The organism is Pseudomonas hormoni, assembly GCF_018502625.1.
Taxonomy (GTDB): Bacteria; Pseudomonadota; Gammaproteobacteria; order Pseudomonadales; family Pseudomonadaceae; genus Aquipseudomonas; species Aquipseudomonas hormoni.
On sequence record NZ_CP075566.1, the window covers coordinates 4,346,267 to 4,360,550 of the forward strand.

Here is a 14,284-nt window from a genome sequence, read left to right on the forward strand (position 1 = left end):
CCTTTTGTCTAACAAAAGGCTTTGAAACAAAAGCTAGTAGTGCGGCGGTGGCGCTTCTTCTTCAAAGGTTTCGAACTGACCGGCCATTTCCTCCTGCCGCTTGAGCAGGGCAGCCATTTGCAGTTGCAGACGCTCCACTGCGCGCTGCTGCGTCGCCAGCACATCGCTCAATGCCTGGATGGTGTCATCCTGAAACGCCAGCTGGCTCTCCAGATCGGTAACGCGTTCTTCCAGGCTCATGATTCAACCCTCCAGAAACGTGAAGTCTTCGGTCAACACCAGACGCAGCCGCTCGCGAATGACCGCGATCTGCTCCGCCGTGTACGGTTTGGCCGGGTGCTTGCCCCACACCGGCGCGGGCCAGGCGGCATCCTCGTGTTTGCGCACAATCACATGCATATGCAACTGACTGACAACGTTACCCAGGGCCGCGACATTCAACTTGTCCGCGTCGAACGAGTCCTTGAGCATTTCCGCCAGCGCGGTCGTTTCCTGCCACAGCTGCCGCTGATCGGCAACATCCAACTGAAATATCTCGCTGATATCGTCGCGACGCGGTACCAGGATGAACCACGGGTAGTTCGAATCATTGGACAACAGCAACCGGCTGAGCGGGAAATCCCCGATCGGTAACGTGTCTTGTTGAAGTCGTGGATCTAAAGCGAACACTGCGCGCACTCCCGGCTACTCATCATTTTCAGCTTAGCCCCCATCCCGAGAGACGGCGCACCAAGCGACAGGAAGGCAGCATACCTGCGAACGTCGCTGGCTTCACGACGTACGACTGTCGAAGCGCAGCCATCACCCATCAGAGCGCTCCGACATGAGACATTTTTTGCGCGAGCGCACCATTACAGAACCGCCAGCCACGCAAAAAACACTGAAGTGACCAATAAACCAAGGCCTGTTCACGTTTCGCAACAGGCACCACTGTATGAATTCAGTACAGTGATTAAGATTTTTTGCACCAAAACCGCACAGTGCGTCTACGCTCAGTGCGTCGGGCATCCGCCAAGTACTCACTGACGGGGTGAACCGGTAACGTTTTTGGTTGTCACGCAGTCGGCCAGGGAGGTGCAACACGATGCAAACCATGGCGTCAAGCCCCATCAAAAGGTGCTTGTAACCCCCGGTTTTATGAGGTTTTTACGGTAACAGGCAGGCGTTCAGAAAAAAAAACAGCGAATTGCTGATTTGTGCACGCTTGTTGCATTCACACTCACATCGCCTTCAAAGCGTCCGCTGGAAGTGGAAGCCTTCAAGGCAATAAAAACAGTGGCAGGGTTGCCCGATGGAGATTCACACGTTTCACCAAGGACTCTTTTTACCGATGCTCAAGCCCTGGAAAACAGCGTTAAAGTTGTCATTCCTATTGCATTGGGGCTGTAAATTTGCGACATCTACCAAGCCAATTGCGACAGGGTCGTAAAGAAGCTGAAAGGTTAGATGCGCAAGTATCGCCAACATGGTCGGCGTGATATAAGTTTGCGCCGACACAAAAAGAAAGAGCCGCCCAGATAATAAATCAGGTGGGACGGCAGTACTCTTCTAAAACCAAAGGAGCAAATCACGATGCGCGTGATGAAGTGGAGCATGATCGCACTGGCAGTTGCAGCAGCAGCCAGTACTCAAGTGGCTATGGCCGCACCTTTCGTAAGTGACCAGGCTGAAGCCAAAGGTTTTGTTGAAGACAGCTCGCTGAACTTGCTGGTTCGCAACTACTACTTCAACCGTGACAACAAAGATGGCGCCCGCGACGTCAAAGACTGGACCCAAGGTCTTTGGGGCACCTACAACTCCGGTTACACCCAAGGTCTCATCGGTGTCGGCGTTGATGCGTTCGGTTACCTGGCCATCAAACTGGATGGCGGCGATGGCACTTCCGGTTCGGGCAACATGAGCCGTAGCGACACCGTCAACGCCAACGGTGGCCGCGACGTCAACGACAGCCAGGGTAAAGCTGGCGCGGCGGTTAAATTCCGCATCTCCAAAACCGAGCTGAAATTCGGCGACATGTCGCCGAGCACTGCTCCAGTGTTTGCTGTTGGCGGTTCCCGTATCCTTCCTCAAGTTGCCAGCGGTTTCCAACTGCAGAGCAGCGAAGTCAAAGACCTTGACCTCGAAGCCGGTCACTTCTACTCGGGTTCCAGCCAGGACAAAAACGCCCGTGACGGCGACCTGTGGGCAAACTACGCCGGCGTGAAAGCCAACAGCATCGACTATTTCGGTGGCAAGTACGGCATTACCGATAACCTTTCCGCATCGCTGTATGGCGCCAAGCTGGAAGACATCTGGAACCAGTACTACGCCAACATTAACCTCACCACTCCGTTTGGTGGTGACACGTCGCTGAACACTGACTTCAACATCTACCGCACCACCGATACCGGTGATTCGAAAGCTGGTGACATCAGCAACACCGCGTACTCGCTGGCCACTGCTCTGTCGTTCCTGAAAGCACACACCATCACCCTGGCCTTCCAAAAGGTTAATGGCGATACCCCATTCGACTACGTCGGTATCGGCAAGAACAACCGCGGCGGCGACTCGATCTTCCTCGCCAACTCCATCCAGTACTCTGACTTCAACGCCCCTGGCGAGAAGTCTGCCCAGATCCGTTACGATCTGAAAATGGCTGAGTACGGCGTTCCTGGTCTGAGCTTCATGACCCGTTACGTGAAAGGTTGGGACATCGACGGCACCAACACTCCAGCAGGCAGCGCTTACACCGGCCTGTACGGTGACAATGGCAAGCACAACGAAACCAACTTTGAAGCCAAGTACGTTGTTCAGTCTGGCCCGGCAAAAGATCTGTCCGTCCGCTTCCGTCAAGCTTGGCACTTTGCTAACGCCGACGAAGGTGAAGGCGACGTGAAAGAGTTCCGTGTGATCGTTGACTACCCGCTGTCGATCTTGTAATCGCATCCAGTTAGTTTGCGGTAACAAAATAAAAGGCCCATCTTCGGATGGGCCTTTTTTGTTGCCGTTTGTTGCTTACTGCACTGCAGATTCCTGAACCACTCGAATCACCCGCTGTGGAAACGGGATATCGATGCCGGCCGTTTTCAACCGGTCCCGGGACTGTTCGTTAAACATGAACATCACATCCCAGTAATCCGCCGTCTTCACCCACACCCGCAGGGAAACAGTAATCGAACTGTCGCCCAGGGTAGAAATGACTGCTTGCGGAACGGGTTCAGCCAGGATGCGCTCATCCTTGGCCAGATCCAGCAACACTTGACGAGCTTTCTGCAGGTCCGCCTCGTAATCAACACCCACATCAAACACAACCTTGCGGGTTGGCTGACGGTTAGTGTTGGTGATGATGCCGTTCGACAAATTGCCGTTAGGCACGATGATGGTTTTGTTATCGCCTGTACGCAGCACGGTGTGGAAGATCTGAATGCTGTCGACCGTACCGGCCACCCCTTGCGCTTCGATCCAGTCACCAATACGGAACGGACGGAACAGTAGAATCAGCACGCCACCGGCGAAGTTCGCCAGGCTGCCCTGCAATGCCAGACCTATGGCCAGACCCGCCGCACCGATCGCTGCGACGAAGGAAGTCGTTTCCACGCCGATCATCGAGGCCACGCTGACGATCAGCAAAACCTTGAGAATAATGTTCGCCAGGCTGCTGATGAACCCTTGCAGCGCCAGGTCGGCGTTACGCAGCGCGATCAGACCGCCCAGTTTCTGCGTCACTTTGTTGATCAGCCACCAGCCGATGGCCAGGGTGATAATCGCCAGCAGCACGCGGCTGCCGTATTCCATGATCATCGGAATCCAGGCTTGGGATGCCTTGACCAGGTTGTCCACTTCAGCATTCAAGTCCATCTACGTTCTCCTGATTTCCGGCTACCCGGCACGCGAAAAAATGAACGGCAGAAAGACTGGCCCTTGCGGGTCCAATCGTTTCTGCCGTTACTGGGGCCTCGGACGCCGAAAACGCCGAGAGGTTCCCGCCTGACCAGTCAGTCGCGGAAGTTATTGAACTGCAGAGGCATGTCGAAGGTCTTGGCGCGCAGGGCCGCGATGGCTTCCTGCAAATCGTCACGTTTCTTGCCGGTGATGCGCACTTGCTCGCCCTGAATGGCCGCTTGAACCTTCAACTTGGCGTCCTTGACGTGAGCGACGATTTTTTTCGCCAGCTCTTTGTCGATGCCTTCCTTGAGGACAGCTTCCTGCTTCATCAGCTTGCCCGATGCATAGGCGTCCTTGACTTCAAGGCACTGCACGTCGATTTTGCGCTTGACCAGCGCCAGCTTGAGGATCTCAATCATCGCTTCGAGCTGGAAATCGGCTTCAGCGGTCAGGTTGACGGTCAGGTCCTTTTCCTTGAACTCGAAGGTGCCTTTGCCTTTCAGGTCATAACGACGATCGAGTTCCTTGACGGCGTTCTCGACCGCGTTGGTGACTTCGTGTTTGTCCAGTTCGGATACCACGTCGAACGACGGCATGTAATCTCTCCAATAAAGGGCGCGCTCGATCAAGATGGAGCACGCCTGGCTTGCGGTTAAAATCCGCGCTGATTATAACGGGTCTTTCCCATCATTCACTGCGAGCCTCCGATGCGCGCCTCAAACAGAGCAAAAAGCTGATGTCCACCACCTGGCATGTTCTGGGCGCCGGCAGCCTCGGCACCTTATGGGCCACGCGTCTGGCGCGGGCCGGGGTGCCGGTCAGGCTGATTGTGCGGGATGCGGCGCGTTTACAGGCTTATCAGGCGGCGGGCGGGCTGACGCTGGTGGAGCACGGCGAAGCAACAACCTGGGACATACCGGGCGAGACTGCCGACAGCGACGAGCCGATCAACCGCCTGCTGGTGGCCTGCAAAGCCTACGATGCCGAGCAGGCCGTGGCCCAACTGGCGCCGCGTCTGGCGCCCGACGCCGAATTGATATTGCTCCAGAACGGCCTCGGCAGTCAGGACGCTGTCGCCGCGCAGGTTCCACAGGCACGCTGTATCTATGCGTCGAGCACCGAGGGCGCGTTTCGCGATGGCGACTGGCGCGTGGTGTTCGCCGGCCACGGTTACACCTGGCTGGGGGATGCCGGTCATCCTGTGGCGCCGATCCTGCTGGATGACGTGGGCGCCGCCGGCATTCCCCACGAATGGAGCACCGACATCCTCACCAGGTTGTGGCGAAAACTCGCGCTCAACTGTGCGATCAATCCGCTGACGGTGCTGCACGATTGCCGCAACGGCGGCTTGCAGGACCATCATTGCGAAGTGGCCACGCTCTGCGGCGAACTGACCGAGGTGCTTGAGCGTTGCGGCCAGCCGGCAGCGGCCGAGCACCTCCAGCAGGAAGTCGAGCGGGTGATTCACGCCACCGCGGCGAATTTCTCCTCGATGTATCAGGACGTCGCGAATCGGCGCCGAACCGAAATCAGCTACCTGTTGGGCTACGTCTGCAAAGTTGCCTCGCGCCATCAGCTGAACCTTCCGCACCTCAACCAGTTGCAACAGCGGCTGATCACCCATCTGCACAGCCTTGGATTGCCCAGCGACTGAGCAGCGGCTACGCTGGCCACTTGTTCCTTTTCAGCGATAAAACTGATGCCATTGCGCCAGCGCCTTGAAAACCTTCCGGTCGGCCAGAAACTGCTGGCCGCCCTGCTGGTGCTGTTGACCACCGTTCTGCTGGTCGCCAACCTGACCTTCATCAGCGCCGCGTACTACATTTCCCAGGAAAGCATGGCGCCCCAAGCCTTGCAGACCATCGGCCGGCTGGTGTCCAACCCGAGCCTGGTGTCCGAAGCACTGGCATCGCCACAAAGCGCGCAACGCCTGCTCGATGAACTCAACAGTTATTCACCGTTACGCGCAGCGGCCTTGTACGACGGCAAGGGTGAACGGCTGGCGCAGCTGCAACATGGCGATCATCTGAACCTGCCGGAGCGCTTCCGCCACATCGAATCCTGGCAAGCCACCGAATTTCGCAGCAATCAGGTGATCACCCTGCCCCGCCCCGGCACCGCGCCCGGCCACTTGTTACTGGTCGCCAGCAGCGAATTGCCGATGGCCTTCTACACCGGGACGTTGACCGCCAGCCTCGGCATCCTGATCTTCAGTGTGCTGTTGTGGCTGGTGATCGCCCGGCAGATCAAACGCCTGATTACCCGGCCGATCCATCAGCTGGAAGAGCTGTCCCGGCAAGTGACCCGGGAAGAGAACTACGCCCTGCGCGCTTCCCGCGGCAATCACGACGAAATCGGCAGTCTGGCCGAGGCCTTCAACACCATGCTCTCGCGGATCGAGGCGCGGGAGCAGCAACTCAAACGCGCGCGGGACGACTCCCAGGCGGCTTACGATCAGGCTCAGGGGCTGGCCGAAGAAACCCGTCACACCAATCGCAAACTGGAACTCGAAGTCCAGGTGCGCAGCAAGATCGAGAAGAAACTCACCGGGTTCCAGAACTACCTCAACAGCATCATCGACTCCATGCCCTCGGCGCTGATCGCCCTCGACGAGCAGCTCTACGTGACGCAATGGAATCAGGAGGCCAGCGCCCTTTCCGGCACGCGGCTGGACGAAGCGCTGAATCAGCCGATCTTCCTCGCCTTCGAACCACTCAAGCCGTTTCTGCCGCAGCTCAAACAGACCGTCGAGCAACACACAGTGGCGAAGATTGAGCGCGTGACCTGGTTTAAGGATGACGAACCCAAGCACTACGCCCTGACCTTTTACCCGCTGATGGGCGGCGCCGGGCGCGGTGTGGTCATCCGGATCGACGACATCACCCAGCGCCTGTCCCTGGAAGAAATGATGGTGCAGTCGGAAAAAATGCTCTCGGTCGGTGGCCTCGCCGCCGGCATGGCCCATGAGATCAACAACCCGCTGGGCGCGATCCTGCACAACGTGCAGAACATTCGCCGGCGCTTGTCCCCCGATCTGCCGAAGAACCTCGAGCAAGCCGAGCAAATCGGCATTGAACTGGACACGGTCAACGAGTACCTGAAAGCACGGGAAGTGCCGCAGTTGCTCGACGGCATCCAGCAGGCCGGCGCCCGGGCAGCGAAGATCGTTACGCACATGCTCAGTTTCAGCCGCCGCAGTACCCGGCAAATGGCCCCGTGCGATCTGCCGGCGCTGATCGATCAGGCCGTGGAAATCGCCGGCAACGATTTCGACCTGGCGATCGGCTTCGACTTCAAGGGCCAGGCGATCATTCGCCAGTTCGATCCGGCGCTAGGCCCAGTGCCCGGCACCGCCAACGAACTCGAACAAGTGCTGCTCAACCTGCTGAAAAACGCCGCGCAAGCCATTCACCAGCGCGAAGATGACCGTGAGCCCGGGCGGATCATCCTGCGTACCAAACTCAATCCGCCGTGGGCGGAAATCCAGGTCGAGGACAACGGCATCGGCATGAGCGAGAGCGTGCGCAAACGCACCTTCGAGCCGTTCTTTACGACCAAGGAAATCGGTCAGGGCACCGGGCTTGGCCTGTCGGTGTCGTATTTCATCATCACCAACAACCACAAGGGTCAGATGGAAGTGCAATCGACGCTGGGCCAGGGCACGTGTTTCACCTTGCGCCTGCCATTGGCGAGCACCCCGCTTGTCTCTCAAGAACTCAATCAGCTATCGAGGTAACCATGGGCTTTCGCTTGTCGAAGATTTACACCCGCACCGGCGACAAAGGCGAAACCGGACTGGGCGACGGCCGCCGCGTGCCCAAGGACCATCCTCGGATCGAGGCCATTGGTGAAGTCGATACGCTGAACAGTCAGGTCGGTGTGTTGCTGGCCGGGCTGGAAGCGGAAGTTGGCCAATTTCCAGGGTTGAACGAAGTGATCGAGGTGTTGGCGCCTTGTCAGCATCGGCTGTTCGATCTGGGCGGTGAGTTGGCGATGCCGGTGTATCAGGCGCTGAACGCGGCAGAAATTGAACGCCTGGAAGCGGCGATCGATGTGTGGAATGAAGAGCTGGGGCCGCTGGAGAACTTCATTCTGCCGGGGGGTTCCGCGCTGATTGCCCAGGCTCATGTGTGCAGAAGTCTGGCGCGCAGTGCCGAGCGGCGGTGTCAGCAGTTGAATGCGATTGAGCCGTTGGCCGGGGTTGGGTTGGCGTATATCAATCGGTTGTCGGATTTGTTGTTTGTGGTGGCGCGGTTGATTGCGAAGCGGCAGGGGATTGCGGAGATTCTTTGGCAGCCGGCGGCGAAGCCTGAGGTTTAGCTGATTTCCACAAGGACGCCTTCGCGGGCAAGCCTTGCTCCTACAGGTTCACCTGAATCCTGTAGGAGCGAGGCTTGCCCGCGAAGAGGCCAGTAGCTACACCAAAGAATCAGGCCAGAACGCTCGAATCCCCGCCACACCCTGAGCGCCCGCCGCCCAAGCCTTTTGCTGCTCCGCCGGCCCAACACCACCGAGCAAAAACACCGGTTTGCTGAACCCCTCGATCAACGCCGAAGCCTGTTCCCAACCCAACGGCTGAGCCCCCGGGTGCGTCAAGGTCGGCTGCACCGGCGACAGGGTCACAAAGTCCACGCCCATCTGCTCCGCCAACGCCAGTTCTTCAGCGTTATGGCAGGACGCCGCCAACCAGCGCGACGCCGGCAGCGGACGGCCGGCAGCCGCGTGTTTGCGCAGTTGTGCCGAGGTGATGTGCCAACCGGCCGACGGGAAATCGCCCAGCCACTCGAACGGCCCCTTGATCATCAACTGCGCCTTGCCGGCACACAGCCCCGCCGCATCCACCGCCAGATCGCGGTACTTCGGGTCGTAGCCGTTGGGCGCCCGCAGCTGGATCAACTTGATCCCGCCGGCGATAGCTTTCTGGATACCGCGCAGCAGTGCCGGCGTTTCCAGATCTTCAGGAGTGATCAGATACTGCGCAGGCAACCGTGCGGCGGCAACGATCGGCTGGTTGGCTGCCGGAAATTCGTAGCCCGGCAGATCACGCGGCGCTACCCACTCCAAAGGCTGGCCTTCGGCGCCGTGAGGTTCGCCGGTGAAATTCGAGACTTCCCAGACATCCAGCAACACTTGCTTGTCCGGATAGTCATGGCGGACCTTGATCAACGGACGTGCCGCGCTGACCACAATCCCCAACTCTTCGTGAAGTTCGCGAGCCAGCGCGGTTTCGACTGACTCATCAGCCTCGACCTTGCCACCGGGAAACTCCCACAAACCGCCTTGATGCTGAGTATCGGCACGGCGTGCGATGAGAATTTTGCCGCTGCTATCACGGATAACGGCGGCGGCTACGTGTACTCGTTTCACTGCCCGATCTCCTCCAGACCCGCCTTTTGCCACGCCTTGAAGGCTGGCCATTGGTAGATCGTTTCGACGTAGGCCTCATCCGCCGCCGGCAATTTCACCTGATAGGTGCGCAGGCGTACGGCAATGGGTGCAAAGAAGGCATCGGCGAGGGTCGCGCTGCCAAACAGGAACGGACCGGTTTCGGTCGCGACTGCGCGGCACTCGGCCCACAACGCCAGCATGCGCTCGATGTCCGCCTGGACGTCAGCCGGGGCCGGTGACAGCGGTGCGTCGCGGCTCAGGTCGAACGGCATGTTGCCACGCATGGCGAAGAACCCGGCATGCATCTGCGCGCACGCCGAACGTGCCTGGGCGCGGGCGGCGACGTCTTTGGGCCAGAGGCCGGCGTCAGGGAATTGTTCGGCCAGGTACTCGGCAATCGCCAGGGAATCGGCGATGGTGCCGTGTGCGGTTTTCAACAGCGGGACTTTACCGGTCGGCGAATGCTTGAGCAGACGTTCACGGGTGTCCGGCTGGTTCAGCTTGATGAGCTCTTCGGTGTAAGGGGCGCCGGCCAGATCGAGGGCCAGTGCGCCGCGCAGGGACCAGGAGGAAAGCAGTTTGTCGCCGATGATCAGGTGGAGGCTCATGTTCGGGCGCCTTTTGGTAAGTGGAACAGGCCAGAAGCTTTAGTGTCTGGTCGGCCGCCTTCGCGGGCAAGCCTCGCTCCTACAAGGAACAAGTCGTTCGCGAATTTTCTGAACGACATCGATCCTGTAGGAGCGAGGCTTGCCCGCGAATGCGATCTAACTTAAGTGCGGTACTCGGCGTTGATCTTCACGTATTCGTGGGACAGGTCGGTGGTCCAGATGGTTTCGCTGCAGTCACCGCGACCCAGTTCGATACGGATGGTGATCTCTTCCTGCTGCATCACCGCCGCACCCTGGGCTTCGGTGTAGGTCGATGCGCGGGCGCCACGGCTGGCGATGCACACATCGCCGAGGAACACGTCAATCTTGCTCACGTCCAGGTCCGGCACACCGGCACGGCCGACGGCGGCGAGGATGCGGCCCCAGTTAGGGTCGGACGCGAACAATGCAGTCTTGATCAACGGCGAGTGCGCCACGGTGTAACCGACGTCCAGGCATTCCTGGTGATTGCCGCCGCCGTTGACTTCAACGGTGACGAACTTGGTCGCGCCTTCGCCGTCGCGAACGATGGCCTGGGCCACGTCCATGCACACTTCGAACACGGCCTGCTTCAACTTGGCGAACAACTCACCGCTCGCGGAAGTGATTTCCGGCAGTGCCGCCTGACCGGTGGCGATCAGCATGCAGCAGTCGTTGGTCGAGGTGTCGCCGTCGATGGTGATGCGGTTGAACGACTTGTTGGCGCCGTCCAGCAACAGGTTCTGCAATACATCGCGGGAGACTTTGGCGTCGGTGGCGATGTAGCCGAGCATGGTGGCCATGTTCGGACGGATCATGCCCGCGCCTTTGCTGATACCGGTGACAGTGATGGTCACGCCGTCATGCTGGAACTGGCGGCTCGCGCCCTTCGGCAGCGTGTCGGTGGTCATGATGCCGGTGGCGGCCGCTTCCCAATTGTTCACCGACAGGTCGTCGAGGGCGGCTTGCAGCGCGCCTTCGATCTTCTCGACCGGCAGCGGCTCGCCGATCACACCGGTGGAGTACGGCAGCACCAGGCTGGCATCGACGCCGGTCAATTCAGCCAGTTTGGCGCAGGTGCGCTCGGCGGCGGCCAGGCCGGGTTCGCCGGTGCCGGCGTTGGCATTGCCGGTGTTGGTCAGCAGGTAACGCACCGGACCTTGCACGCGCTGCTTGGCCAGAATCACCGGAGCTGCGCAAAAGGCGTTCAGGGTAAACACGCCAGCCACCGTGGAACCTTCGGCGCAGCGCATGACCACGACATCCTTGCGCCCAGGGCGCTTGATGCCGGCCGAGGCGATACCGAGTTCAAAACCGGCAACCGGGTGCAACGTTGGCAAAGGACCAAGACCAACAGCCATGAATGCGCTCCTTAATAAATGATGTCAGCACCGCTTTCAGGAAGAACGGTGGTGTAAATGGCAAAACGCCGCGACGGCTGATGCCGGTCGCGGCGCGGGTATTTCAGCGTATGAAACGGGTTTTACTGGATCTGCCCGTGGCAATGCTTGAATTTCTTGCCCGAACCGCAATAGCACAGTTCGTTACGGCCCAGCTTCTGTTCATTGCGAACCGGTGCGGTGGCGAGGGCTACATCGACCTCTTCACCGAGCAGTTCCGGTTGCTCGAGACCAGGTGCTTCGTCGTGCAGGAACTGCATGCGCGCTGCCAGTGCTTCGGCCTCCTGACGCAGGCGTTGCTCTTCTTCGATCGGGTCTTCGCGGCGAACCTGAACGTGCGACAGCACACGGATCGAGTCGCGCTTGATCGAATCCAGCAGCTCGGAGAACAGCGTGAACGACTCGCGCTTGTACTCTTGCTTCGGGTTCTTCTGGGCGTAGCCACGCAAGTGGATGCCATGACGCAGGTGGTCCATGGTCGACAGGTGGTCTTTCCACAGGTCGTCCAGAACGCGCAGAACGATTTGCTTCTCGAAGGTGCGCAACGCATCGGCGCCGGCCTGGTCTTCTTTCTCGTTGTACGCCGCAATCAGCTCCTGCATCAGCTTCTCGCGCAGGGTTTCTTCGTACAGGTGATCGTCTTCGTCGAGCCATTGCTGGATCGGCAGTGCCACACCGAAGTCGCTCTGCAACGCCGCTTCCAGACCGGCCACGTCCCACTGCTCAGGCAGCGATTGCGGTGGAATGTGTGCGCTGACGGTCGCATTGAGCACGTCCTGACGGAAGTCGGCGATGGTTTCACCGATGTTGTCGGCGGCCAGCAACGTGTTACGCATGTGATAGATCACTTTACGCTGTTCGTTGTTGACGTCGTCGAACTCGAGCAGTTGCTTGCGGATGTCGAAGTTGCGACCTTCAACCTTGCGCTGGGCCTTCTCGATGGCGTTGGTCACCATGCGGTGCTCGATCGCTTCACCGGACTGCATGCCCAATGCCTTCATGAAGTTCTTCACCCGGTCAGAGGCGAAGATGCGCATCAGGCTGTCTTCCAGCGACAGGTAGAAACGGCTGGAACCGGCGTCACCCTGACGACCCGCACGACCACGCAACTGGTTGTCGATACGGCGCGATTCGTGACGTTCGGACGCGATCACCTGCAAGCCACCCGACTCCAGCACTTGCTGGTGGCGTTTCTGCCAGTCGGCCTTGATCTGGGCAATCTGCTCCGGCGTTGGATCTTCCAGGGACGCGACTTCCACTTCCCAGTTACCGCCCAACAGGATGTCGGTACCACGACCGGCCATGTTGGTGGCGATGGTCAGTGCGCCTGGGCGACCGGCCTGGGCAATGATCTCGGCTTCTTTTTCGTGGAACTTGGCGTTCAGGACCTTGTGCTCGATACCTTCCTTCTGCAGCAACGCAGACATGTGTTCGGAGGTTTCGATGGTGGCAGTACCCACCAGCACCGGACGGCCGTGAGTCATGCATTCCTTGATGTCGTTGATGATCGCCGCGTATTTCTCTTCGGCGGTCAGGAACACCAGGTCGTTGTAGTCTTTACGCGCCAAAGGCTTGTTCGGCGGGATGACCATGACCTGCAGGCCATAGATCTGGTGGAATTCGAACGCTTCGGTGTCCGCGGTACCGGTCATGCCGGACAGCTTGTTGTACAGACGGAAGTAGTTCTGGAACGTGGTCGACGCCAGTGTCTGGCTTTCGGCCTGGATGTTCAGGTTTTCCTTGGCTTCGATGGCCTGGTGCAGGCCTTCGGACAAACGGCGACCCGGCATGGTACGACCGGTGTGTTCGTCGACCAGGACAACCTGACCGTCCTGCACGATGTATTCGACGTTGCGATTGAACAGCTTGTGAGCGCGCAGGCCGGCATAAACGTGGGTCAGCAGACCAAGGTTGTGCGCCGAATACAGGCTCTCGCCTTCAGCCAACAGGCCGACACGGGTGAGCATGTCTTCGATGAACTGGTGACCGGCTTCGTTGAGTTCGACCTGGCGGGTCTTCTCGTCAACGGTGTAATGGCCGGCCTTGGTGACTTCGCCCTCGACTTCTTCGACGTGCAATTGCAGCTGCGGGATCAGTTTGTTGATCTCGATGTACAGCTTGGAGCTGTCCTCGGCCTGACCGGAAATGATCAGCGGGGTACGGGCTTCGTCGATGAGGATGGAGTCGACTTCGTCGATCACGGCAAAGTTGAGTTCGCGCTGGAATTTTTCTTCCATGCTGAACGCCATGTTGTCGCGCAGGTAGTCGAAACCGAATTCGTTGTTGGTGCCGTAAGTGATGTCGGCGGCGTAGGCCTGACGTTTCTCTTCCGGCGGCTGGAATGGCGTGACCACCCCGACCGTCATGCCGAGGAATTCGTACAGCGGACGCATCCAGTTGGCGTCACGGCGGGCCAGGTAGTCGTTCACCGTCACAACGTGCACGCCCTTGCCGGACAGCGCATTGAGGTAAACGCCCAGTGTGGCCACCAGGGTCTTGCCTTCACCGGTACGCATTTCCGCGATCATGCCTTCATGCAAGGTCATGCCGCCGATCAGCTGGACATCGAAGTGGCGCATACCCATGACGCGCTTGCCGGCTTCGCGGGCGACCGCAAAGGCTTCTGGCAGCAGCTTGTCGAGGGTTTCCCCTTTGGCGATGCGGGCCTTGAACTCATCTGTCTTGGCACGCAATTGATCGTCCGAAAGGGCCACCATTTGCTCTTCGAAGGCATTGACGAGTTGCACCGTCTTGAGCATGCGTTTGACTTCACGCTCGTTCTTGCTTCCAAAAAGTTTCTTTAACAAAGGCGCAAACATATCGGCAGGATCTTCCACACTAAAGGGATGGAGGGCGGCCCCGTGAGTCGCCCGTGCAGCCCTCATGGCCGCATGCGAACGAGCATTCTACCCGGAAACGATGGTGAGGAAAGTGGCGTTATTCCACGATGCATGCACTGCGTTGTAACGGGGCTCACTTAAAATAAGGGCTTTTTGCTGAACTTCA

General features: G+C 59.0%; 12 protein-coding genes. 4 read left to right on the forward strand and 8 right to left on the reverse strand.

Annotated elements, in window-relative coordinates:
• Nucleotides 1-33 precede the first annotated feature (33 nt).
• Nucleotides 34-240 carry a SlyX family protein gene (locus KJF94_RS20285; RefSeq protein ID WP_008029236.1) on the reverse strand — a complete coding sequence of 69 codons (207 nt, stop codon included), beginning with the start codon at nucleotides 238-240 and terminating at the stop codon, nucleotides 34-36.
• A gap of 3 nt (nucleotides 241-243) precedes the next feature.
• Entirely contained in the window at nucleotides 244-669 is a 426-nt protein-coding gene (locus tag KJF94_RS20290; RefSeq protein WP_214378239.1) for an HIT domain-containing protein, read from the reverse strand.
• A 903-nt stretch (nucleotides 670-1,572) separates the two neighbouring features.
• Here KJF94_RS20290 and KJF94_RS20295 point away from each other — a divergent pair.
• A complete protein-coding gene (locus KJF94_RS20295) occupies nucleotides 1,573-2,919 on the forward strand; it encodes an OprD family porin (protein WP_214378241.1) in 1,347 nt (448 codons plus the stop codon).
• A 75-nt stretch (nucleotides 2,920-2,994) separates the two neighbouring features.
• On the opposite strand, the gene KJF94_RS20300 is transcribed toward KJF94_RS20295, so the two are convergent.
• Nucleotides 2,995-3,837, reverse strand: coding sequence for a mechanosensitive ion channel family protein (locus KJF94_RS20300; protein ID WP_214378243.1), 843 nt, complete (start codon nucleotides 3,835-3,837; stop codon nucleotides 2,995-2,997).
• Nucleotides 3,838-3,974: 137 nt separating this feature from the next.
• Nucleotides 3,975-4,460: a YajQ family cyclic di-GMP-binding protein gene (locus KJF94_RS20305; RefSeq protein ID WP_007906601.1), complete on the reverse strand. Its 486-nt coding sequence runs from the start codon at nucleotides 4,458-4,460 to the stop codon at nucleotides 3,975-3,977.
• A gap of 140 nt (nucleotides 4,461-4,600) precedes the next feature.
• On the opposite strand from KJF94_RS20305, the gene KJF94_RS20310 reads away from it, so the two are divergent.
• The 3 genes from KJF94_RS20310 to KJF94_RS20320 are packed head-to-tail and all read left to right on the forward strand — an operon-like array spanning nucleotide 4,601 to nucleotide 8,184.
• Nucleotides 4,601-5,518 (forward strand): putative 2-dehydropantoate 2-reductase, encoded by a 918-nt coding sequence (locus KJF94_RS20310; protein ID WP_214378245.1) that lies wholly within the window; start codon nucleotides 4,601-4,603, stop codon nucleotides 5,516-5,518.
• A gap of 45 nt (nucleotides 5,519-5,563) precedes the next feature.
• Nucleotides 5,564-7,600 carry a sensor histidine kinase gene (locus KJF94_RS20315; RefSeq protein WP_214378247.1) on the forward strand — a complete coding sequence of 679 codons (2,037 nt, stop codon included), beginning with the start codon at nucleotides 5,564-5,566 and terminating at the stop codon, nucleotides 7,598-7,600.
• Between the two features lie 2 nt (nucleotides 7,601-7,602).
• Nucleotides 7,603-8,184, forward strand: a complete 582-nt coding sequence (locus KJF94_RS20320) for a cob(I)yrinic acid a,c-diamide adenosyltransferase (RefSeq protein WP_214378249.1) — start codon at nucleotides 7,603-7,605, stop codon at nucleotides 8,182-8,184.
• A gap of 96 nt (nucleotides 8,185-8,280) precedes the next feature.
• On the opposite strand, the gene KJF94_RS20325 is transcribed toward KJF94_RS20320, so the two are convergent.
• The 4 genes from KJF94_RS20325 to secA all read right to left on the reverse strand — a co-directional run bounded on the left by KJF94_RS20325 (nucleotide 8,281) and on the right by secA (nucleotide 14,097).
• Nucleotides 8,281-9,231: a Nudix family hydrolase gene (locus KJF94_RS20325; RefSeq protein ID WP_214378251.1), complete on the reverse strand. Its 951-nt coding sequence runs from the start codon at nucleotides 9,229-9,231 to the stop codon at nucleotides 8,281-8,283.
• Nucleotides 9,228-9,860 carry a glutathione S-transferase family protein gene (locus KJF94_RS20330; RefSeq protein ID WP_214378253.1) on the reverse strand — a complete coding sequence of 211 codons (633 nt, stop codon included), beginning with the start codon at nucleotides 9,858-9,860 and terminating at the stop codon, nucleotides 9,228-9,230. The genes KJF94_RS20325 and KJF94_RS20330 overlap by 4 nt, the downstream gene beginning before the upstream one ends.
• 161 nt (nucleotides 9,861-10,021) lie before the next feature.
• On the reverse strand, nucleotides 10,022-11,239 hold the full coding sequence (argJ, locus tag KJF94_RS20335; RefSeq protein ID WP_214378255.1) for a bifunctional glutamate N-acetyltransferase/amino-acid acetyltransferase ArgJ: 1,218 nt from the start codon (nucleotides 11,237-11,239) through the stop codon (nucleotides 10,022-10,024).
• A gap of 122 nt (nucleotides 11,240-11,361) precedes the next feature.
• The gene (secA, locus tag KJF94_RS20340) at nucleotides 11,362-14,097 is read right to left on the reverse strand and encodes a preprotein translocase subunit SecA (RefSeq protein ID WP_214378257.1); all 2,736 of its coding nucleotides are present in this window, start codon (nucleotides 14,095-14,097) and stop codon (nucleotides 11,362-11,364) included.
• Between the last annotated feature and the right edge of the window lie 187 nt (nucleotides 14,098-14,284).

Excerpts from the sequence above, each read along its gene's own strand:
- KJF94_RS20285 (WP_008029236.1), bottom strand. The coding sequence starts at position 240 with ATGAGCCTGGAAGAACGCGTTACCGATCTGGAGAGCCAGCTGGCGTTT.
- KJF94_RS20295 (WP_214378241.1), top strand. The coding sequence starts at position 1,573 with ATGCGCGTGATGAAGTGGAGCATGATCGCACTGGCAGTTGCAGCAGCA.
- KJF94_RS20300 (WP_214378243.1), bottom strand. The coding sequence starts at position 3,837 with ATGGACTTGAATGCTGAAGTGGACAACCTGGTCAAGGCATCCCAAGCC.
- KJF94_RS20305 (WP_007906601.1), bottom strand. The coding sequence starts at position 4,460 with ATGCCGTCGTTCGACGTGGTATCCGAACTGGACAAACACGAAGTCACC.
- KJF94_RS20310 (WP_214378245.1), top strand. The coding sequence starts at position 4,601 with ATGTCCACCACCTGGCATGTTCTGGGCGCCGGCAGCCTCGGCACCTTA.
- KJF94_RS20315 (WP_214378247.1), top strand. The coding sequence starts at position 5,564 with ATGCCATTGCGCCAGCGCCTTGAAAACCTTCCGGTCGGCCAGAAACTG.
- KJF94_RS20320 (WP_214378249.1), top strand. The coding sequence starts at position 7,603 with ATGGGCTTTCGCTTGTCGAAGATTTACACCCGCACCGGCGACAAAGGC.
- KJF94_RS20330 (WP_214378253.1), bottom strand. The coding sequence starts at position 9,860 with ATGAGCCTCCACCTGATCATCGGCGACAAACTGCTTTCCTCCTGGTCC.
- argJ (WP_214378255.1), bottom strand. The coding sequence starts at position 11,239 with ATGGCTGTTGGTCTTGGTCCTTTGCCAACGTTGCACCCGGTTGCCGGT.
- secA (WP_214378257.1), bottom strand. The coding sequence starts at position 14,097 with ATGTTTGCGCCTTTGTTAAAGAAACTTTTTGGAAGCAAGAACGAGCGT.